Origin of the sequence: Cellulomonas jepli, from assembly GCF_047229345.1 — a bacterium.
Classification (GTDB): Bacteria; Actinomycetota; Actinomycetes; order Actinomycetales; family Cellulomonadaceae; genus Cellulomonas_A.
In genome coordinates, this window is sequence record NZ_JBFTER010000032.1 from 24053 (window position 1) to 44569 (window position 20517).

The window sequence follows — 20517 nt, forward strand, 5'->3', positions numbered from 1 at the left end:
TGTCGCCGGCGGTCACGGCCGGAGCCGAGACGGCGGTGCCGGCCGTCGCCGGGCGCCGCAGCCATGAGGACTCCGGCTCCGCGTGGCCGCCACGCGGCGGTGCCGGACTGCCGCCCGGGACGCGGAGTGCCCCCTCAGACGTCGGTGCCCGTCACGCCGGTCGTGGTCGCGTCGCCGGCCGGCGGGGCCGCGGGCGGCGTGCTGCCAGGTGCGCGACCGCCACCCCGCGCGCCGCCGCCGCTGCCGCTGCCCATCCCGCCGCCCGTGCCGCCGGTGTGCTCGCCCGCGGTCACGGTGGCGATCACGCCGGCGCCGGTGAGGTCGCCGCCCTCGGCCAGCCCGCCGACCACGTCGCCGACGAGCGATCCGCCCGCCCAGACCGCGTACGACTCCCCCGCGGTGACTCCGGCGGCCGAGAGCACGATCGACCGGAACGCCTTCGCCGACTCGTACGCGGCGACGACCGTCCCGTCCGGTGCGACGACCTGGACGACGGTGCCCGCGGGCTGGGCCGCGCCGAGCGACGCCGAGACCCAGCCCTGCCCACCCGTGCCGGGCACGACGACCATCCCGGCGCTGCCCGCGGCGAGCACCGTCCCGCCCGTCACCTCGAAGGTGCCGTCGACGTCGAGCGCACCGTTGCCGTCGTTCGTCGGGCCGGCGATGACCACCGTGCCGCCGCTGACCGACGCGGAGCCGTTGGAGTCGAGCCCGTCGCCGCCCGAGTCGAGCAGGACCGTGCCGCCGGTGATCGTCACCGCGACACCCTCGGTCGCGGCGAACGCTCCACCGCCCCCACCGCCGGGACCGGCGGGCGCACCGGCGGCGGCCGCGTCGTCCGCCGCCGCGTCGTCGGTCGTCGCGACCTCGCCGGCCGAGCCGTTGATCGCGTCGTCGCTCGACGTGACGTCGACCGTCCCGTCGCTCACCGTGACGAGCGCGCTCTCGACGCCCTCGACGGACTCCGTGACGGTCAGCGTCCCGCCCGCGACGTCGAGCGCGACCTCGCTGTGCACGCCGTCGTCCCCCGACGCCGCGGTCACGTCGCCGCCCGTCTGGCTGTAGACGCCGTCGGAGTGCACGGCGTCGTCGGCCGCGTCGACACGGACCGTGCCGCCGCCGACCACGACGAGCACGCCGCTCTTGAGGCCCTTCGCCGAGGTGACGGCCGCGAGCGTCGCACCGGCGCCACCACCGGACTCGACGCTCGCGTCGCCTCCGGTCACGACCACGTCGGTCGCCGCGTCGACCCCGTCACCGCCCGCGGTCAGCGCGAGCGTGCCGCCCGTGAGGGCGACGTAGCCCTTGTCGAGGTCCTCGGCGTCGTCGGCCTTGAGGGCGTCGCCGCCCGCGTCGACCGTGACCGCGCCGCCCTCGACGACCAGGTAGTCCTTGCCGCGGATGCCGTCGTCGGCCGCGGTGACCGTGACAGTGCCCGACTGGATCACGAGGCCGTCCTTGCTCGCGATGCCGTCGTTCGCGTTGCCCGTGACGTCGAGCGCGCCGGTCCCGGTGATCGTCAGGTCGGCGGCGGAGAACAGCGCGGCGTTCGGCTCGTCGGTCGTCGCGTCGGGGTAGATGTACTGCGCGGCGTCGGTCAGCGTGCTCTGCGACCCGTCGGCGAGCACCACGACGACCTCCTCGGCGCTCGTCACGACGAGGGGCGCCGAGGTCGAGCTCGTCAGGTCGACCCCGTCGAGCACGAGCTGCACCGTCCCGGTGTCCGCGGTGTCGACGACGACCTGGCCGTCGTCGAGCGTCCCACTCAGCACGTAGGTGCCGGCCGCGGTGACGGTCACGGTCGAGCCGTCGACGCTCACGCCGTCGCCCGACGCGCTCGCGCTCGCGCCGTCGAGCGTCACGGTCGTCGCGGACGCGGCGTCGTACGCACCGTCGCCGTCCTCCGCGTGGTCCTGCGCGTTCGCGGCCATCGCCTCCTCGGCGGTGGTCCCCGCCTGGGCGTCGGCTGCAGCCTGCACGACGGCGGCGTCCGCCCCGGTCGTCGCGGTGGTCGGGGCGTCGTCGGTCGCGGTGCAGCCCGCGAGGACCGCGGCGACGAGCACCGCGGGGACGAGGGTCTTCAGGGTCGGGCGTCGCATGTCAGGTCCTGTCGTGAGGGGTCGTGCCGCGGAGGGCGGCATCGCTGGTCGTGGGGCTGCCGGGGACGGAGCAGGCGAGGGGCGTCGCGACGAAGTGGCGTCGCAGCGTGCGGTTCCAGGGGGTCGCGGGCAGCGAGGGGTCGAGCGCGGCGAGCCCCGTCGCGTACTTCGAGATGCGTGCCGGGCGGTGTCCGTGCGCCCACAGCAGGCGGTCGACGGCCGACGCGGTCGAGCCGGTCTTGGTCTCGACGATCACCGTGCGGGGCAGCGCGAGCCGCCGTCCCGGGACCTCCCACGTGAGGTCGGTGTCGATCGTCACACGGCTCCCGGCACGGCCGTGCTCCCCCGGCAGGTGGAGCGTCGTGCGCCGGTAGCGCGTGGTCAGCACGGGGGCGAGCGCCAGGGCAGCGGCGCCCGCCGCCACGGGCCCGGCGCACTCCCCGCCGAGCACCTCGTCGACGAACCACCGGCCGCGGTCCAGCCGGTCGCGCGCGTCGAGGCCGTGCGGCACCCGGTTCTTGACCGTGCTCCCGCGGGTCCCGCGCGTCTTGACCTCGAGCCAGCACGAGCGCGTGTCGAGGTAGGTGCGGGTGCGGACCTTGAACCGGCGCCGGCGGCGGTGCGCCGCGAGGTGGTAGCTCGCGAGGTCGGGGGTGTCGAAGTACACCGACTCGTACCCGAACGTGCGCAGCCCGTCGATCTCGAGCACCTGCGTACGGCCGTCGAGCGCGGCCAGCGGTCCGCGCAGCGCGTCCGCGGTCAGCACGTACTTGCGGTCCACCCGGGTCTGCAGCGAGGCCGTCGCAGTCAGGTCGTCGAGCGTGATCCCCGCGAGCGCGTCGAGCGGTGCGACGGTCCCCGTGACGAGCGCGCTCACCGGGCCGCCTCGGCGAGGACCCCGCGCGCGCCCGGCCGGGTGACCGTCGCGCCGGGGAGCACCTCGTAGCGGACCTCGACCGTCGTCGTGTCGTTCACCAGGTCGAGACGCTGGACGTTCGCACCGTGCACCCGGGCGCCGAGCAGCTGCTCGAGCCGGGCGACGAGCGCGAGCTCGTCGGGCACCGCGGCGTCGAGGACGACGACCCCGTGGCGGTACCGGGCGAGCAGCCGCGGGTGGTCGCCGACGAGCATGACCAGCACCACGAGCGCCATGAGCACCACCGCGGGCCAGCCGATCGACCCCCCGAGGCCGCCGAGCAGGCCGAGCGCGAGCGACGCGAAGTAGTAGGCGACCTCGCGCTGGTCGAGCTCGGTCGAGCGCAGCCGGATGATCGACAGCACGCCGAACAGCCCGAGGCCGAGGCCCGCGCCGACCGTGCTCGTCGCGAGCGCCCCGGCGACGGCGAGCACACCGACGTTGACCCCGAGGAACGCGACGACGAGGTCGCGGCGCCGGTGGCGGGGGAAGTACAGCCCGAAGGCGAGCAGGGAGATGGCGACCAGGTCGGTCGCGAGCATGAGCGGCTGGGGCATGACGTCCTCGGGGTGATCGCCGGGTGACCGGCGGGTGGCCGGTCGGTGACGTCTCCCATGACAGGGCGCGGCGCTATGAGCCTGCTGAGCGGGGCCTCCGAGGCGTGTGTGAGACGCGCGCCGCGCGGGCTGCGCTCAGGCGGCGGGCGGACGGCGGGCACGCCGCACAGGGGCGCGGTGCTCAGGCCGCGACGGAGGGTGGTCGCGCTGCGGCGACCGGGCGCGGGCTGCGGTCGTGCCGCGGCAGGTCGCGCTCAGTCCTCGTCGTCGTCGACGGGGCGCGGCAGCGCGAGCCCGAAGATCCGCGTGGGCGGGGCCGCGAGCCGGTCGGAGCCGGGCTCGGGCTCCGGGGCGCCGGCGGGCGGGTGGGCGCCGACCCACACGCGCCACACGTCGCCGTCGCGGTACACCTGCCCGGGGCACACCAGCCGGTCCTTGCCCGCGCGGTGGAGCTGCCCACGCAGGTCCGCCTCGTGCGCGGGCGGGACGAAGCCGACGACGACGTTGCGCCAGATCAGGACGACGCGCCCGCCCTTGCCGCCGTCGAGCTGCAGCTCGGCGGGCACGGGCTCGCGCGCGGACCGCTCACGCCCGGTCAGCGCGGCCTGGAACGACGTCTGCAGCGCGACGGCCTCACCGGCGACGAACCCGTCGCCCACCTCCGCGGGCACCTCGGCGTGCCGACCGAACAACCTCATGGGGCCAGGGTGGCACGGTGCGGTGCAGGCGCGCGCCGAGCGCCGGGCTGCGCTCTCCTCACGACCCCACCGAGCGCAGCGCGCCGGGCTCCCGTCCGGCGAGCCGGTCGAGCCCCACGGCCGTCGCCGCGTCCGCCGGGAGGTGCACCACGAGCCGCTGGTGGTCGGCGTCCGGCAGCGTGAGCGTCTCGAACGCGAGCCGCAGCAGCCCGACCCTCGGGTGCTGCACCGCGCGGACGCCGCTGCGGACGCCCGTGAGCGGCCGCCGCCGCCACCGCGCGGCGAACGGCTCCCCGACCGTCCGGGCGAGGCGTTCGGCGAGCACGTCGGTCGCCGGGTCCCCGCGCCGGTGCTCGTGCAGGTCGGCGACCCCCTGGTCGACGACGTCGTCCCAGTCCGGGTAGACCTCGGGGGCCCGCTCGTCCGCGAGCGCGTACCAGAGCAGGTTCGGCCGTTCGCCGTCGAGCATCCCGAGCGGGCGGGCGAGCCGGTCGAACGCGTCGTTCCACGCCAGGAGGTCGGCGCGGGGGTCGAGCACGTACGCCGGGGTGGCCAGGGTGTCGAGCAGCGCCTGGACGGTCGGGCGCACGGTGCGGGCGGACGGCGGCCGGCCGCCGGGGCACAGCTGCGGCCCGTGGGTCTGGGCCACGAGCTCCTGCAGGTGCGCGCGGTCGGCGGCGGTCAGCCGGAGCGCGTCCGCGAGCGCACCGAGCACCTGCGCCGAGGGGCGGGTGTCGCGGCCCTGCTCGAGCCGGGTCAGGTACTCGACGCTGACCTGGGCGAGCGTCGCGAGCTCGGACCGGCGCAGTCCCGGCGTGCGGCGCCGCGGCCCGTCGGGCAGCCCCGCCTCGACCGGGCCGAGGGCCTCCCGACGGCTGCGCAGGAACGCTCCGAGCTCTCCCTCGATCACCCGTCCAGTGTGCCCCGCGCGCCGCCCGCGAGGGTGTCCCCGCGAGGGCCAGCCTCAGGGCGGCCTCCCCCACGGGCGGCGCGCGCCGGAGGCTCGTGCCATGACGAACCTCTCAGCACGGACCCTGGCGGATCTCTCGGCGGACGGGACGACGACGCGGCTCGCGGTCGTCGTGGGCAGCACCCGGCCGGGCCGGCGCGGGCGGGCGGTCGCGGACTGGGTCGCGGACGTCGCGGCCGGGCACGACGCGGTGGTCACGGGACGCGCGGTCGTCGAGGTGCTCGACCTCGCCGACCACCCGCTCCCGCTCCTCGACGAGCCGGTCCCGGCCATGTTCGGGTCCTACGCGCACGAGCACACCCGGCGCTGGTCCGCCGCGGTCGACCGCTTCGACGCCTACGTCTTCGTCACGCCCGAGTACAACCACTCGATCCCGGCGGCGCTGAAGAACGCGGTCGACCACCTGTACGCCGAGTGGGACGGCAAGGTCGCCGGCGTCGTCGGCTACGGGGTGCAGGGCGGGACGCGCGCCGCCGACCACCTGCGAGCGGTCCTGACCGAGGTCCGGACGGCCGTCGTGCCCACGCAGGTGGGCCTGTCGTTGTTCGCCGACGTGGACGACGCCGGGACCGACCCGGCCGACCTCACCGCGACCGGGCGGCTGGCACCCCGCGAGCACCAGGCGGAGGCGCTCGGCGCGCTGCTCGACGAGGTCGTCCTGTGGGCGGCGGCGCTGCGTCCGTCGACGGCGGGGAGCCGTCCCGCGTGACCGGGTCGCCCCCCGGGCCCGGCGCCGGTCAGCCGCCGTTCCGGGCGACGAGCTGCGCCCCGATCCGCGCGAGCTCGACGCGGACCGACTCCGGCTCGACGACCTCGACGTCGCCGCCCCAGCCCGCGAGGTGCCGGGCGACGTCGAGCGCACGCGGTGCGGTCACGTGCGCCCGCGCGCGCCCGTCGTCGTGCGTCCCCGCAGGTTCGCAGTGCCGGCCCATCCGTTCCTGGAGGATCGGCAGCAGGTGCGCGTCGATGAGGACCGTCGCGCGCAGGGTCGAGCGGCGGCGCTCGACCTCCTCGACCGTGCGGTCCCAGAGCCGCTCGACGTCGAGGTCGTCGGGGCGCTGCGCCGGCAGGTCGGTGACCTCGGCGCGCTCGACGCGGTCGAGCCGGAACGTGCGCGGCCCACGGTCCGTCCCGGCGAGCAGGTACCAGGTGCCGTCCTTGTCGGCGAGGCCCCAGGGGTCGACGAGGCGCTCGGACGGTTCGCGCGTGCGGCCCGCGTACCGCAGGAGGACGCGACGGCGCTGCACGACGGCGGACTCGAGCTCGTCGGCCAGCGCCGGGCGGCGCACCCGGCCCTGCTCGCCCCAGCCCACGGGGTCGACGACGACGGCGTCCGCCGCGGCCGCCGCCTCGGCGCGGAACGTCTGGGGCAGCGCGCGCAGCACCTTGCGCAGCGCCGAGCGGGCCTCGGGGCGGGCCCGGCCCGAGGACGCGGGGCCGAGGAGCGCGAACAGGGTGCGCGCCTCGGGCGCTGTGAGCCCGGTGAGGTCGGTCCGGGCGCCGCCGACGAGCTGCCACCCGCCGCCGCGCCCGGCCTGCGGGTACACCGGGACACCGGCCGCCGCGAGCGCCTCGAGGTCGCGCCGGGCGGTCGCGAGCGACACCTCGAGCTCGCTCGCGACCTCCGCGGCGGTCGCCCGGCCGCGGGTCTGGAGCAGCAGGAGGGTGGCGACGAGCCGGTCCGCGCGCATGTCGCCAGTGTGCGCCGAAAAGTGCTCACCCGGTGAGCACTTCACCACTCAGTCTGGAGATGTGGACGGGACGGACCCGCCCCCGACGGAAGGAACCGACATGCTTCGTGGAGTCGCCACCGTGAACATCTACGCCGCCGACCACGCCGCCGGGTCCGCCTGGTACGCCGAGCTGCTGGGCATCGAGCCCTACTTCCAGCGCCCCGGCTACCACGAGTTCCGCATCGGCGACCACGGGCAGGAGCTCGGCATCATCGACCGGCGCTACGCCCCCGAGGGCGAGCCCGACGCCCCGGGCGGCGCGGTCGTGCACTGGCACGTCGACGACCTGACCGCGGCGGTCGACCGGCTGCTCGCGCTCGGCGCGACGCTGCGCGAGCCGATCACCGAGCGCGGCGAGGGGTTCGTCACCGCGTCGGTCGTCGACCCGTTCGGCAACGTGCTCGGCGTGATGACCAACCCGCACTACCTCGAGATGCTCGACCGGGGCCGGGGCCGGGGCTGAGCCGCGAGGGTCCGGCCGGCTCGACACGCGGGACACCGCCCGGCACGTGACCGCGACGGAGGGGTGGCCGAGGGGCCGCCCCTCCGTCGCGATCGCACACGGCAGCGCCCGGGTGCGTCCTGGCCCCAGCAGCACGCTGACGGCATGATCGGGACAGGGAGCGCGCCACGCCGCCCGGCTCGCGGAGGAGGTCACCGCGCATGGACGAGGTCGTCGCCCGCGCCCCGGCCCGGCGCAACGTGTTCGTGGCGCTCCTGGTCGTCAACCTGATGCAGCTCGCACTCTGGGGCCCGCAGCTCGTCCAGGACCCCGACCCGCTGATCGGAGTGCTGGTCGCGTTCCTGCTGGTCAGCGCTCTGTTCGTGGGCGCGGCGCTGCTGGTCGCCCGGTCGGTCGCGCTCGTCCTCGACAACGACACGCTCCGCCTCGTGCGGCGCTGGCGCCCCCTGGTGATCCCCCGCACGAGCGTGCGCGCGGTGCGCGGCAGCGTGCCCGGGCGCCCGTCGTGGTCCGATGCCGTGCTGCTGGACGTGGACGGCCGGACGGTGCGCCTGCCGACGCTCGAGCCGTCGCCCGCGATCCTCGTCCCGCGACTGCAGAGGTGGGCCGGTGTCGGGGAGGCGCCGGTGGACGGGGTGACCTAGCCCTCGGCGGCCCTCGCCCTCAGAACAGGGGCTTGGCCATGAACAGGCACGGGGTCCCGGGCCAGAGGTCGGCGAGCTCCTCGAGGCGGAAGAAGCCCTGCGCCTCGTAGAACAGCCGGGTCCGGCGATACCCCTCGTCGGGGTGCGACTGCCCGAGCGTCTTCACGGTCAGCATCCGGGTACCCCGAGCGAGCAGGTCGCTCTCGACCTGGCCGAGGAGCCCGGCCCCGACTCCGCGGCGGTGCCACGCGACCTTGACCGCCATGAGGTGGATCTCGGCGGTCTCGGGGAAGTGCTGCTCGACGAGGACGACGCCGATCGGCTCACCGTCCGGGGCCACGGCGACGTAGCCCGGGAGCCTGCCGGCGGCGGCGACGTACGCCTCGGTGGCCTCCGGGCGCCCGAACCACGCGGGCAGGTCAGCCAGGATCTCCCGCACCGCACCGAGATCACCCGCGGCGGGACGTTCGATGCGGATCCGCGGCTCCCTCACGTCTGGAGGCTACGGAACGGCGGTCCGCTCTCGGACCGGGCCCGCGTCAGGAGACCAGCCGCTCCCGTGACCCGCTCCCGATGGCGGCGTCCGCCGCCGGGCCGACCTCCGCCCACAGCGCGTCGAGCGAGAGCCCGAGCACCGCAGCGATGGCTGCGATCGTCGGGAAGGCGGGCGTCGCGACGCGGCCCGACTCGATCTTGCGCAGCGTCTCGGGCGAGACCCCGGCGTCGAGCGCGACCGCGAGCATCGACCGCTCGCCGCGGGCCTGGCGCAGGAGGGCGCCGAGACGGCGGCCGCGCTCGACGTCGGCGGGGGTGAGCGGCAGCCTGACCATGACGCCGATAGTAATACCGGGATAGTCTGACCGGGATAGTTATTGGAACACCGGCAGGAGCAGCCCATGATCGAGATCCTGAGCGCAGCCGAGCTCCCCCGCGCCCGGGCCGCCGGCGCGCTCGTCGCGGACATCCTGCAGTCGGTGCGCAGCCGCTGCACCGTCGGCACGAACCTGCTCGACGTCGACCGGTGGGCCCAGGCGATGATCGTCGACGCCGGCGCGCAGTCCTGCTACGTCGACTACGCGCCGTCGTTCGGGCGCGGTCCGTTCGGGCACTACATCTGCACGTCGGTCAACGACGCGGTGCTGCACGGCCTGCCGCACGACTACGCGCTCGCCGACGGCGACCTGCTGACCCTCGACCTCGCGGTCTCGCTGCGCGGCCTCGTCGCGGACTCCGCGGTGAGCTTCGTCGTCGGCGCCTCGGCACCCGCAGGAGCCCTCGCGATGATCGACGCGACGGAGCGCGCCCTCGCGGCCGGGATCGCCGCCGCCCGCCCCGGCGCCCGGATCGGGGACCTCTCGCACGCGATCGGCACGGTGCTCGGCGAGGCCGGCTACCCGATCAACGTCCAGTTCGGCGGGCACGGCGTCGGGTCGACGATGCACCAGGACCCGCACGTCGCGAACACCGGGCGCCCCGGCCGCGGGTTCACGCTCCGCCCCGGCCTGCTGCTCGCGCTCGAGCCGTGGGTCATGGCCGACACCGACGAGCTCGTGACCGACGCCGACGGCTGGACGCTGCGCAGCGCGACCGGGTGCCTGACCGCGCACAGCGAGCACACGGTCGCGATCACCGAGGACGGCGCCGAGATCCTGACCCTGCCGAGCCGCGCCGCGGCGTGACGCCCGGGCCGTGACCGAGCGGCGCCGCGCTGTGCCGCCCGCCCGGAGGCCGTCCCACGCTGTGACGCCTCGCCCGGACGCCGTGCCGCGCCGCGGTCCGATCGCGCACCGGTCGGCGCGGCCGCGCCCTCACCTCACGGCTGGGTCGCTGCCCGCGCTGCGTGGGCACCCGCGGAGCGGCGCCCGAACCGGCCCCTGAGGGCGCTGAGGGCGCTGGTCGCCCGGGGCTCGCCGCGGACGGGGAAGACCGACCCGTCGGGCAGGGTGTTCCCGGCCGTCGACGGGTAGAACGCGAGGTCCGGCCACAGCCGCACGAGCTCCACGAGCTTGGCCCCGCGCGCGAACGCGGCCGCGAGCTCGGAGTCGGTCCCGGTGTAGGTCAGGGTGAAGTCGTGGTCCTGCACGACCGTCTCACCCGTGGGGACCTCGCCGCGCCGCGGTGTCCAGCCCCACGCGCTCGGGGGCTCCTGGTGGTCCTGGTCCGGACCGACCCGGTAGATGTCGAAGCCGATGCGCATCGCGGAACCTCCCTGTTCGTCGTGAGGACCAGCGCATCGACATCCCCGGCCTCGGTCTGGAGCCTGCCGGGACGATGTCACCCGTCGGGGTGCGGTCCACCTGGGCGCCCGTCCAGCTGGCGACCAGGAGACCTCTCGGGGGTCACGCCCGACGACGCGGTCCGGGACGACGCTCAGAGCAGCACGGTCCCGTCGATGCAGGTCACGGTGTCCCCACCGACCCAGATGTCCTCGCCGACCTGCTCGACGTGCACGCGGCCCTCCCGCCGGAGCGCGGTGCCCTGCGCGGCGACGTACCGCGTCGGGAGCGTGCCGGTGCCGATGAGCCAGCGCGCGAGGCCGGCGTTGAGGCTGCCCGTGACCGGGTCCTCGGCGAACCACTCGCCGAAGATGAACGCCCGCACCTCGACGTCGGCCTCGTGCGCGTGGTCCCACGGCCCCACGACGCCGATGAACAGGTCGCCGACCGGCGTCGGGTCCGGGCGGATCGCGAGGACCTCGCGGGCGTCGGCCAGCACCACGCCGATCCACGGCGGACCGTTGTCGACCCACTCGCACGCCACGATCGCGTCGTCGGGCAGACCCAGGGCGGCCTCGACCCGGACGCGGAGCTCGGGTGACACCGGTCCGGACCGGCGCAGCGGCGGCGCGGCGAACGCGAGCCGCCCGGCCTCCCGGCGCAGGCGCACGAGCCCGATGCCGCACTCCTGCACGAGCACGCCCTCCTGGCGCGGCGCGCCGCCCGCCGCGAGCCACGCGTGCGCGCTGCCCAGCGTGGGGTGGCCGGCGAACGGCAGCTCGCCGCCGGGCGTGAAGATGCGCAGGCGGTAGTCCGCGGTCGCCGCGTCGGTCGGCGGGAGCACGAACGTCGTCTCGGACAGGTTGGTCCAGCGGGCGAACGCCGCCATCTCGTCGTCGGTGAGGTCCGTGCCGTCGAGCACGACCGCGACCGGGTTGCCGCGGTACGGCGTCGCGGTGAAGACGTCGACCTGGGCGAACGCACGCTGCCTCATGCGCCTCAGCGTAGCCAGCGAGCCCCTGGGACGATGGGAGGGTGCCGACCCCCTCCCCCGCGACGCCCGCCGCGCCCGACGTGCCCGACATCCGCCTCGTCGCGGTCGACATGGACGGCACCCTGCTCGACCCGGACCACGAGGTCCCGCCGACGCTGTGGCCGCTGCTCGACGAGCTCGAGGCGCGCGGCATCGCGTTCTGCCCCGCGAGCGGCCGCCAGCTCGCGACGCTCGCCCGGCAGCTCGGCGCGCACGCGCCGCGGCTCTGCTTCATCGCCGAGAACGGCGGGATCGTCGTGCGCGAGGGCGCGGTGCTGAGCACCGACGTCGTCGACCCCGCGGTCGTCCACCAGGTCGTCGAGGCGGTGCGCGCGCTCGCGGCGTCGGGCGCGGACGTCGGGGTCGTCGTGTGCGGGACGCGGTCGGCGTACGTCGAGCGGCACGACGCCGCGTTCGTCGACGAGTGCGACCGGTACTACGCGCTCCTCGCGCGGGTCGACGACCTCACCGAGGTGGAGGACGACGTCCTGAAGGTCGCGGTCTTCGACTTCGGGGACGCCGCCACGACGACCGAGCCCGCGCTGGCCCGCTTCCGCGACACGCAGCAGGTCGTGGTCTCCGGGGCGCACTGGGTCGACGTCATGAACCCGACGACGCACAAGGGCGCGGCGCTCGAGACCGTGCAGCGCGCGCTCGGGGTCACGCGGGAGCAGACGATGGCGTTCGGGGACTACCTCAACGACCGCGAGCTGCTCGACGCCGCCGCGTGGTCGTACGCGATGGCGAACGCGCACCCCGAGGTGCGGGCACGGGCCCGGTTCGTCGCGCCGGGCAACGACGAGAACGGCGTCGTGCGGACGATCGCGGCGGTGCTCGGGATCACGATCGACGGCGTGGCACCGCTCGACGCGGGGGCGGCAGTCACCGCGTCCTGACGTCGGGAGTGCGCACCGCCGCCGAGCCGGCCGCGGCTGCGCGCCGGCTCGTCGACCCGCAGGCGTCGCGGGCGACACCGGCCCAGCCGAGCCACGCGTGTCGAAGCGCTTGCGCATCGAAACGCTTCAACTCCTTCCGTCGACGAGGCAACAGGGCGACGGTGAGGCGCGACGCGCTCCCGTCGCCGCGGACCCGGCAGCGTCGCCGGGCCTCCCGCGGCGACGCCTGTCCGGCGCGTCCCGAACCGAACGGGAGACCTCGGATGACCTGGAGAACCCGGCTGCGCACCCTCGCGCTCGCCGTACCGCTGACCCTCGTCGCCACGACCGTCGTCGCCGCCGTGCCCGCCGCGGCGCACGGCTCCGTGACCGACCCGCCCTCGCGCAACTACCGCTGCTGGGACGTCTGGGGCTCGCGCTTCCAGGACCCGGCGATGGCGTCGCAGGACCCGATGTGCGCGCAGGCGTGGCAGGCCGACACCACCGCGATGTGGAACTGGAACGGCCTCTACCGCGAGGGCGTCGCGGGCCGCCACGAGCAGGAGATCCCCGACGGCCAGCTCTGCTCGGGCGGACGCACCGGCGGTGACCGGTACGCCGCGCTCGACACCCCCGGTGCCTGGGTCGCGAAGACGGTCCCGCAGCGGTTCACGCTCACGCTGACCGACCAGGCGAAGCACGGCGCCGACTACCTGCGTGTCTACGTCACGAAGCCCGGCTTCGACCCGACGCGCGCGGCGCCCGCGTGGTCCGACATGCAGCTGCTCCAGGCCACCGGCCGGTACGCCCCCGCCGGCGAGTACCGCACCGACGTCGACCTCAGCGGCCGGTCCGGGCGCGCGATCCTCTACACGGTCTGGCAGGCCAGCCACTCCGACCAGTCGTACTACCTGTGCAGCGACATCAGCATCGGCGGGCCGGCCACCACACCGACGCCGACCCCCACGCCCACGCCCACAGTGACCCCGACGCCGACGCCCACCGCCACGCCGACACCCACGCCCACCGCCACACCCACCCCGACGCCGACACCCACCCCCGGCACCGGGACGTGCACGGCGGCCGTGCGGGTCGTCGGGCAGTGGCCGGGTGGCTGGCAGGGCGAGCTCACCGTCACCGCGGGCGCCGCGGGGACGACCGGCTGGCGCGCGACCGTCCCCGGCTCGGCCGTGACGCAGGCGTGGAACGCAGCGGTGTCCGACGGGGCCCTGACGAGCGCGTCGTGGAACGGCGCCCTGACCCCCGGCGCGAGCACGACCGCCGGGTTCCTCGCGTCCGGCACCCCGGGGACGCCGACCGCCACGTGCACGGGGGCCTGACACCCCTCCCGCGCACGTGGGCCTGACGCCCGGCCCGGCATCCCTCGTGCCGGGCCGGGCGTCGTGGCGGGGTGGAGCCGCAGACGGCGGGGCAGCGCGGGTCTACGGTCGGACGACGGGTGCCCCGCCCCACGAGGAGACCACGATGAGCGTCCCCGACCGCCTCGCCCCGCTGCTCGCCCAGCTCGACGTCGGCTGCGAGCGCCTGGTCCACCGCCTCGCCGGACCGACCGTCGACAGCGGCGACGGGGAGCCCGTCGCCGTCCCGCCGCTCACCGACGACGAGTACCTGTGGGAGCCCGTCGCCGGGTGCTGGTCCGTGCGCCGCCGCGCGGACGGCCCGGGGCCCGGCGCGACCGTCCTGGTCGGCGCGGGCGGGTGGGGGCGTGACGGCGGCCGTCCGCACCCGTACCCGCCGCCGGTCACGACGGTCGCGTGGCGCCTCGTGCACCTCGCGGAGATGCTCGCCGGGCGCGCCGACCACCTCACGGGCACCCACACGCACACCGAGGAGACGTACCCGGTCCCGGGGACCGCGGCGGAGGGCGTCGCGGCGTTCGAGCGCGCTGCGAGCGCCTGGCGTGCGGTGCTGACCGGGGCCGACGACGAGGCGCTCGACGCCGTGGGGCGCAGCACCTACCCATACGGCAGCGACCCGGAGGACCCGCTGCTCGACACGGTGTGGTGGGTCAACCAGGAGGTGCTGCACCACGCCGCGGAGATCGCGCTGCTGCGCGACCTGTATCGCGCGAGGCCGGTGCGGGGGGCGGGCGCCACGCGCGCGTGACGGGCGAGCGGTCCGGACCGGTCAGGCGCGCACGACCGGCACCCCCGCACGAGCGAGCTCGACGAGCGTGGGGTCCGCGGGGTCGACGTCCGTGATGACGCCGGCGACCTCGGCGAGAGGCAGGACCGTGAACGGCGACGCGGCGCCGATCTTCTCGGCGCTCGCGAGCACGTAGGTGTCGGCGGCGCGGCGGGCGAGGGCGCGCTTCATCGCGGCCTCGTCGGCGTCGCCCGTCGTGAGGCCCGCGGTGGGGTGTACGCCGGTGACGCCGAGCAGGAAGAGGTCGGCGCTCACGCGCTCCGCGGCCTCGACCGCGGCCGCCCCGCACGCGACGGCCGAGTGCTTGAAGATCCGCCCGCCGAGCAGCACGATCTCGACGCGCGGGTGCTCGACGAGCGCCGCAGCGACCGTCGGGCTGTGCGTGACGACCGTCGCCTCCAGGTCGGGCGGGAGCGCACGGGCGACCGCGAGCGCGGTGGTGCCGCCGTCGAGGATCACGGTGCTCCCCGGGGTGACGAGCGCGGCGGCCGCGGCGGCGACGCGCTCCTTGCTCGGCACGCCGACGGTGCGGCGCGCGGCGTAGTCGGCCGTCGCGGGGGACGCGGGCAGCGCCCCGCCGTACACGCGCTGGCAGAGCCCCGCGGCGGCGAGCTCGCGCAGGTCGCGCCGGAGGGTGTCCTCGGACAGCCCGAGCTCGGCGGCGAGGTCCTTGGCGACGATGCGCCCCTCGTCGCGCAGCCGGGCCAGCAGGACGTCGCGGCGCTGCGCGGTCAGCATTGCACGTTTCTCCTTGTTCTTGCCGAGTGATGCACGTAGTGTCCCACACATGCCTCCCCACACGTCCTCGCTCGACCAGCCGACCCGCACACCCGACGCCCCCCGCCCCGGCACGCGCATCCCCGACCACCGCGGCCGCACGGACCTCGACCGCACCGGCCTCGACCTGACCGGCAACCCGCGCGTCCGCGTCGTGGGCGTCGAGCTCCTCGCCGCCGCGTGGCACGTGCTCCGCCGCACCACGTTCGAGTACCTCGGCGCCGACGGCCGCTGGACCCGCCAGCAGCGCGAGACCTACGACCGCGGCAACGGCGCGACCGTGCTGCTCTACGACCCCGAGCGCGCGACCGTCCTGCTCACGCGCCAGTTCCGGTTCCCGGTGTACGTCAACGGGCACCCCGACGGCATGCTCCTCGAGACCGCCGCAGGCCTGCTCGACGACGACGACCCGGACACCGCGATCCGCCGCGAGGCCGCCGAGGAGACCGGCGTCGAGATCGGCGAGCTCGAGCACGTCTTCGGCGTCTGGATGAGCCCCGGGTCGGTCACCGAGCGGCTGCACTTCTCCGCCGCGCGCTACACCCCGGCGCAGCGGACGACCGCGGGCGGCGGGGTCGCCGACGAGGGCGAGGAGATCGACGTCGTCGAGCTGCCCTTCGAGCGCGCGCTCGCGATGACGCTCACCGGCGAGATCGCCGACGCCAAGACGATCCTGCTGCTCCAGTGGGCGGCGCTGCACGGGCCGTTCCGCTCCCGCTGAGCCCGCCGGCGGTGCACGGCAGATCCACCCGCGGCGGCGCTCACGGCCGCACCCGCAGCGCCGATCTGCTCGACGTCTCCCCGCCCGGGGCGTCGTCCAGGAGGGTGCCCGATGAACCACGCCGTCGTGGGCGACGCCGTACCCGCGCCCCGAACGACGCTCGCGTGGGGCCTGGTCGCGCTGGCCACCCTCAACACGGTCGCGTTCGTGGTGGAGCTGGTGACCGGGTGGTCCGCGCTCCCCGCCGTCGGCCACGTCCTCAACCCGCTGATCGCGACCCTCGCGGTCGCCCTCTGCTGGCGCGCGGCCCGGCACCCCTCGACCCCCGCGGTCGCCCGCACCGTCTGGCGCCTGACAGCCGCGGGGATGGCCTTCATCGCCGCGTCGATCACGGTGCGCCTCATGATCGCGACCGGCGCGTCCGACGTCCCGGCGCCGGCGCACACGGTGCTGCAGGTGGCGGGCGCGGTCCTGCTCGCGGCCTCGATCGTGCGGATCCCGCTCGGGCTGCGCACCCGGACCCAGAAGGCCGAGCTCGCCCTGGACCTCGCCACCCTCGTGGTCGCGGCGGGCGTCCTCCTGTGGCACGTCGTCGCGACGTTCGCCGGCGGCGAGATCACGCGCAGCACCGTCTCGCACGTCGCACCCGTGATGGCCCCGGCGCTCATGGCGGTGCTCCTCGCCGCCAAGGCCGCGCTCGCCGGCTCCGGCGTCGTGCCGCGGCGCGCCCTCTACCTCCGCGCGGTGTCCGCGCTCGTCGGCGGGTTCGGGTCGGCGGTCGGGGTGCTGCTGCTGTCGGTCCGCCCGGACGTGGACGTCCAGCTGCTGCTCAACCCGATCGCCTCGGTGACCATCGCCGTGAGCGCGCACCTGCAGGTCGCCGACGCCGCGCGCACCGGCGCGCCGGCCGTCCGCCCGCGGACCTTCAGCACCCTGCCCTACGTCGCGGTGGTCGCCGTCGCGGTCCTGCTGGTCCGCACGTCCGTGCAGGACGCGCCAGACCGTCTCGTGGTCGTCGCCGCGGCGGTCGTCCTGACCGCGCTGGTGATCGTCCGCCAGCTCCTCGCGTTCCGGCAGAACGCCGCCCTGCTCTCGGTGATCGGCACGCACGAGCGCCAGTTCCGCCTGCTCGTGCAGAACAGCAGCGACATCGTCACGATCACCGAGCCCGGGGGCACGATCCGCTACGTGAGCCCGTCGGTCCTGCGGGTGCTGGGGCGTGACCCCGACAGCCTGCTGGGACGGCACGTCCTCGAGCTCGCGCACCCCGACGACCACGGCGTCGCGCGCGCCGGCGTCGCGTCGGTCGCCGGCACGCCCGGCGCGGCGGCCACCTACGAGCTGCGGCTCCGCCACGCGGACGGGTCGTGGCGGTGGCTCGAGGTCGTCGCGTCGAACCTCGTGCACGAGCCGCACGTCGAGGGCTGGGTCAGCAACGCCCGCGACGTCACGGAGACGCGCGAGGTGCAGGAGCGTCTGAGCCACCAGGCCACGCACGACGCGCTCACGGGGCTCGCGAACCGCGCACTGTTCGGCGACCGCGTCCGGGCCGCGGTGTCGACCGCCGCTCCCGGCGAACGGCTGAGCCTCGTGCTCGTCGACCTCGACGACTTCAAGTCCGTCAACGACACGCTGGGGCACGCGGTGGGCGACGGCCTCCTCGTCGAGGTCGCGGAGCGGATGAGCGCCGCCCTGCGCGCGAGCGACACCGTGGCCCGCCTCGGCGGCGACGAGTTCGCGATCCTGCTCACCGGGCTGGACCGGGATGCGGTGGACGCGGTCCTGGTGCGGATCGTCGACGCGCTGCTGGCGCCCGTCGAGGTCGAGCGCCACCGGCTCGTCGTGCGGGCCAGCTTCGGGGTCGTGGACGGAACGCCCGGCGACGACCCCGCCGAGCTGCTGCGCCGCGCCGACATCGCCATGTACGAGGCGAAGCGGCGCGGCGAGGGCGGCGTCCAGCGGTACCGCCCCGGCTCGCGGCCGCTCGGCTCCCCGCACACGGTCGCGGACCCCGCACCCGAGGACGGCGCCGAAGTCGTCCCGCCCACCGGCACGCGCGCGAGCGACCCCGCGGCCTGAGCCTCTCGGCCGACGCCCGCGGCCCCCACGCCGGCCGAGGGCCCCGGCACTCACCGCCGGGGCCCTCGGTCGCGCCGCAGCCTCGCTGCCGGCGCGGCGCACGCGACTCAGCGGAGGGGAGGCTGAGCCAGCGCGACCAGCTCGCGCGCCTGCTCGACGAACCACTGGCCGGCGGCCGGGTCGACGATGCCGCGCTCGGGGTCGGTCGGTCCGGCGGTGCCGCGCAGGCAGCGCCCGTCGGACTCGCCGGGCACCTTGATCCACAGCAGCGCGTCGACGAGCTCGTCGCCCGTCTGCGTCGTCGGGCGCAGGCCGGCGCCGCGGCCGGGCGGGTTGCACCACGTCTCGGCGTCGGTGTACTTCCCGGCGGGCGCCGTCCACGGGCCCTGGCCGTTGCGGCTCGTGTCGACCACGAAGTGGGTCGTCGGCTCGACGCCCCCGAGCACGAGCTCGTAGCGGGAGGTGATGCCGGCGGTGTTGAGCGTCGGGTCCTCCGCCGTGTCGCTCCAGATGCCGGTGTTGCGCAGCACGGTGCCCGTCCAGTCGTTCGCGGGACCGCCGCTCCAGTATTGGTGCCCGCACTCCGCGACGCTGCCGGGCGCCACGACGGTCGCGTACGCGAGGCACTGCGAGATCCACGTGCCGTAGAGGACGTCGTTCTCGGTGCGCTCGTAGTTCGAGACGTTGAGGAAGAACCCGTCGGCGCCCTGCACCCCGGCCTTGAGCAGGCGGTCCGTGATCTCCGGGACCGCGAGCCACGACGGCCCGGTGCCGTCCAGGTACAGCGCGACGTTCGGCTGCTGCGCGATCCGCTCGACGGCGTAGCGCAGCAGCGCGAAGCGCTCGGCCGACGGCTTGACGCCGGTCGTCGCCGGGTCCAGCTCGGCGGGACGGCAGCCCTCGAGCTGGCCGTCCAGCGTCGTGTACCAGGGAATGACGCCGAGGCCGTCGGGCTCGAGGATCACGACGGCCTCCTCGTCGCCGATCCCGGCGGCGAACGCGTCGACCCACGCCTTGTAGGCGTCGGGGCCGGCGGCGCCGCCGGCCGAGTAGAGCGCGCAGTCGCGGAACGGCAGGTTGTACGCGACCAGCACGGGGACCTTGTGGCCCGCGCGGCGGACGAGCGTGCGCACGTCGTGCCGGACCTCGGCGGGCGTGCCCTCGGTGAACCAGGTGGCGCTGGGGATGCGGCTGAGCGTGAGCGCGTCGCGCTTGGCCTGCCCGCGCAGCGTCTTCGCCGCGTCCTTGGTGGTGCTGTGCGGGTCGACGTAGAGGCGGGTCGTCGGGTCGAGCACGTCGTTGGCCGCCGAGGCCGGCGAGGCGGTGAGGGCGCTGAGGCCGAGGGCGCACGCGGTGAGGGCGACGATGCCCCACCGCCTGCGAGCGAGGGTTGCCATGGTGACTCTCCGGGGGTCGTGCCGACGTCGGTGTCGGCTGCAACGGATCGTGCGGACAGAAACTGGAAGCGCTTCCAGTCCGCGCCGCCATCCTGCGCCCCGCCCGGTGTGCCCGTCAAGACCGGCCGCTCCGCGCCCGGGTCTCCGCGCTCAGTCCCGGAGCACCGCGGCGATCGCGCTGACCTCGATCAGTGCGCCCGGGACGCCGAGCCCGGCGACCCGGGCGGCGATCACGAGCGGCGGCGCGCCGGGCCCGGCGAGCAGGGGTGCGATCGCGCCGTACGCGGCGTTCAGGTCGGCGTCCGCGACGAGCAGCACCGTCCACTGCACGACGTCGGCGAGCGTCGCCCCCGCCGCCGCGAGCGCGACGCGCGCGTTCTCCATCGCGCGGACCGACTGCTCGGCGACGTCGCCGGACACGAGCGCCCCCGTCGCGTCGACGCCGTCCTGGCCGCCGACGTAGATCGTCGTCGCCCCCGGGGGGACGACGGCGACGTGGCTGAAGGCCGGGCTCTGCACGAGGCCTGCGGGCTGCAGACGAGTGATCTCCATCCGCCCACGCTGCCACCGGCGTCCGGCACGCCACCCGTCACGGCCGCGGCACGGCCCCGAGGGGCAGCGCGGGGGCCGACGGCGGGCCCGCCAGCCGACGGCGGAGCGGAGCCGGGACCGGGTCGTCCCCCGGCGAGGGCCGGGGCGGACCCGCGCACGACAGCCGGACCCGGCCCGCGAACGTCGGACCGGCTCGCTATCCGACGACGGCCGGGGCGGACCCGCGCACGACGAGCCGCGTCGGGAGGATCACCGGCGACGCCGAGCCGCCCTCCAGGAGGCGCACGAGCATCGCCGCCAGCTCGCGCCCGAGGTCCTCGATCGGCTGGTGCACGGTCGTGAGCGCGGGCTCGGTCTGCTGCGCGACGGGGAGGTCGTCGAACCCGACCACGGCCACGTCCCCGGGGACCGAGCGCCCGTACGCACGGAGCGCCCGGAGGGCCCCCGCGGCGATGTTGTCGGACGCCGCGACGACACCGTCGAGGTCGGGGTGCGCGACGAGGAGCCGGGCCATGGCCCGCGACGCGTCGGCCTCGTCGAAGTCGGCGCGCGCCACGGGTCAGCTGCGCACGCGACGCGGCGTCGAGGTCCGAGGCGAACATCGCGAACGCCTCGAGCGAG

Annotated in this window: 23 protein-coding genes; 9 read left to right on the plus strand and 14 right to left on the minus strand. The window is 76.0% G+C overall.

Translation table 11 applies throughout. The features are described 5' to 3' along the window. Positions 1-134 precede the first annotated feature (134 nt). The 5 genes from AB6N24_RS09720 to AB6N24_RS09740 all read right to left on the minus strand — a co-directional run bounded on the left by AB6N24_RS09720 (position 135) and on the right by AB6N24_RS09740 (position 5180). Entirely contained in the window at positions 135-2099 is a 1965-nt protein-coding gene (locus tag AB6N24_RS09720; RefSeq protein WP_412869199.1) for a carbohydrate-binding domain-containing protein, read from the minus strand. 1 nt (position 2100) lies between these two features. Beyond that, entirely contained in the window at positions 2101-2976 is an 876-nt protein-coding gene (locus AB6N24_RS09725; RefSeq protein ID WP_412869200.1) for a polyphosphate polymerase domain-containing protein, read from the minus strand. Further along, entirely contained in the window at positions 2973-3572 is a 600-nt protein-coding gene (locus AB6N24_RS09730) for a DUF4956 domain-containing protein (RefSeq protein WP_412869201.1), read from the minus strand. Before AB6N24_RS09730 ends, AB6N24_RS09725 begins: the two co-directional genes overlap by 4 nt. Positions 3573-3826: 254 nt before the next feature. Next, on the minus strand, positions 3827-4270 hold the full coding sequence (locus AB6N24_RS09735) for a hypothetical protein (protein WP_412869202.1): 444 nt from the start codon (positions 4268-4270) through the stop codon (positions 3827-3829). Between the two features lie 58 nt (positions 4271-4328). Then, on the minus strand, positions 4329-5180 hold the full coding sequence (locus AB6N24_RS09740; protein ID WP_412869203.1) for a helix-turn-helix transcriptional regulator: 852 nt from the start codon (positions 5178-5180) through the stop codon (positions 4329-4331). 100 nt (positions 5181-5280) lie between these two features. Between AB6N24_RS09740 and AB6N24_RS09745 the strand changes: the two genes are divergently transcribed. Then, positions 5281-5949: an NADPH-dependent FMN reductase gene (locus tag AB6N24_RS09745; protein ID WP_412869204.1), complete on the plus strand. Its 669-nt coding sequence runs from the start codon at positions 5281-5283 to the stop codon at positions 5947-5949. A 28-nt stretch (positions 5950-5977) separates the two neighbouring features. Here AB6N24_RS09745 and AB6N24_RS09750 read toward each other — a convergent pair whose 3' ends face one another. Then, entirely contained in the window at positions 5978-6931 is a 954-nt protein-coding gene (locus AB6N24_RS09750) for a helix-turn-helix transcriptional regulator (protein WP_412869205.1), read from the minus strand. A gap of 100 nt (positions 6932-7031) precedes the next feature. On the opposite strand from AB6N24_RS09750, the gene AB6N24_RS09755 reads away from it, so the two are divergent. Together AB6N24_RS09755 and AB6N24_RS09760 are read left to right on the plus strand one after the other, a co-directional pair. Beyond that, positions 7032-7436 (plus strand): VOC family protein, encoded by a 405-nt coding sequence (locus AB6N24_RS09755; RefSeq protein ID WP_412869206.1) that lies wholly within the window; start codon positions 7032-7034, stop codon positions 7434-7436. A 200-nt stretch (positions 7437-7636) separates the two neighbouring features. Continuing rightward, positions 7637-8080: a hypothetical protein gene (locus tag AB6N24_RS09760; protein ID WP_412869207.1), complete on the plus strand. Its 444-nt coding sequence runs from the start codon at positions 7637-7639 to the stop codon at positions 8078-8080. Positions 8081-8099: 19 nt separating this feature from the next. On the opposite strand, the gene AB6N24_RS09765 is transcribed toward AB6N24_RS09760, so the two are convergent. Both AB6N24_RS09765 and AB6N24_RS09770 read right to left on the minus strand, forming a co-directional pair. Further along, complete coding sequence (locus tag AB6N24_RS09765) at positions 8100-8573, minus strand: GNAT family N-acetyltransferase (protein ID WP_412869208.1); 474 nt, start codon at positions 8571-8573, stop codon at positions 8100-8102. A gap of 46 nt (positions 8574-8619) precedes the next feature. Continuing rightward, positions 8620-8910: a helix-turn-helix domain-containing protein gene (locus AB6N24_RS09770; RefSeq protein ID WP_412869209.1), complete on the minus strand. Its 291-nt coding sequence runs from the start codon at positions 8908-8910 to the stop codon at positions 8620-8622. A 66-nt stretch (positions 8911-8976) separates the two neighbouring features. Here AB6N24_RS09770 and map point away from each other — a divergent pair, with 66 nt between their 5' ends. Next, positions 8977-9759, plus strand: a complete 783-nt coding sequence (gene map / locus AB6N24_RS09775; RefSeq protein WP_412869210.1) for a type I methionyl aminopeptidase — start codon at positions 8977-8979, stop codon at positions 9757-9759. A 134-nt stretch (positions 9760-9893) separates the two neighbouring features. Here the strand turns inward: map and AB6N24_RS09780 are convergent, their stop codons facing one another. Next, on the minus strand, positions 9894-10277 hold the full coding sequence (locus tag AB6N24_RS09780; protein ID WP_412869211.1) for a hypothetical protein: 384 nt from the start codon (positions 10275-10277) through the stop codon (positions 9894-9896). Between the two features lie 173 nt (positions 10278-10450). Next, positions 10451-11290, minus strand: coding sequence for a PhzF family phenazine biosynthesis protein (locus AB6N24_RS09785; RefSeq protein WP_412869212.1), 840 nt, complete (start codon positions 11288-11290; stop codon positions 10451-10453). 41 nt (positions 11291-11331) lie between these two features. On the opposite strand from AB6N24_RS09785, the gene AB6N24_RS09790 reads away from it, so the two are divergent. The 3 genes from AB6N24_RS09790 (at position 11332) to AB6N24_RS09800 (ending at position 14331) form a co-directional block, all read left to right on the plus strand. Beyond that, a complete protein-coding gene (locus AB6N24_RS09790) occupies positions 11332-12225 on the plus strand; it encodes a Cof-type HAD-IIB family hydrolase (RefSeq protein WP_412869213.1) in 894 nt (297 codons plus the stop codon). 263 nt (positions 12226-12488) lie between these two features. Further along, positions 12489-13544: a lytic polysaccharide monooxygenase gene (locus AB6N24_RS09795; protein WP_412869214.1), complete on the plus strand. Its 1056-nt coding sequence runs from the start codon at positions 12489-12491 to the stop codon at positions 13542-13544. 145 nt (positions 13545-13689) lie between these two features. Then, positions 13690-14331 (plus strand): DinB family protein, encoded by a 642-nt coding sequence (locus AB6N24_RS09800; protein ID WP_412869215.1) that lies wholly within the window; start codon positions 13690-13692, stop codon positions 14329-14331. Between the two features lie 21 nt (positions 14332-14352). On the opposite strand, the gene AB6N24_RS09805 is transcribed toward AB6N24_RS09800, so the two are convergent. Then, positions 14353-15108, minus strand: a complete 756-nt coding sequence (locus tag AB6N24_RS09805; RefSeq protein WP_412869216.1) for a DeoR/GlpR family DNA-binding transcription regulator — start codon at positions 15106-15108, stop codon at positions 14353-14355. A gap of 49 nt (positions 15109-15157) precedes the next feature. Between AB6N24_RS09805 and AB6N24_RS09810 the strand changes: the two genes are divergently transcribed. Further along, entirely contained in the window at positions 15158-15868 is a 711-nt protein-coding gene (locus AB6N24_RS09810) for an NUDIX domain-containing protein (RefSeq protein WP_412869217.1), read from the plus strand. Positions 15869-15979: 111 nt separating this feature from the next. Continuing rightward, on the plus strand, positions 15980-17947 hold the full coding sequence (locus AB6N24_RS09815; protein ID WP_412869218.1) for a diguanylate cyclase domain-containing protein: 1968 nt from the start codon (positions 15980-15982) through the stop codon (positions 17945-17947). 107 nt (positions 17948-18054) lie between these two features. Here AB6N24_RS09815 and AB6N24_RS09820 read toward each other — a convergent pair whose 3' ends face one another. The 3 genes from AB6N24_RS09820 to AB6N24_RS09830 form a co-directional block, all read right to left on the minus strand. Then, complete coding sequence (locus AB6N24_RS09820; protein WP_412869219.1) at positions 18055-19344, minus strand: glycoside hydrolase family 6 protein; 1290 nt, start codon at positions 19342-19344, stop codon at positions 18055-18057. 150 nt (positions 19345-19494) lie between these two features. Next, complete coding sequence (locus AB6N24_RS09825; protein ID WP_412869220.1) at positions 19495-19896, minus strand: RidA family protein; 402 nt, start codon at positions 19894-19896, stop codon at positions 19495-19497. 196 nt (positions 19897-20092) lie between these two features. Beyond that, the gene (locus AB6N24_RS09830) at positions 20093-20452 is read right to left on the minus strand and encodes a substrate-binding domain-containing protein (RefSeq protein WP_412869221.1); all 360 of its coding nucleotides are present in this window, start codon (positions 20450-20452) and stop codon (positions 20093-20095) included. Positions 20453-20517 lie beyond the last annotated feature (65 nt).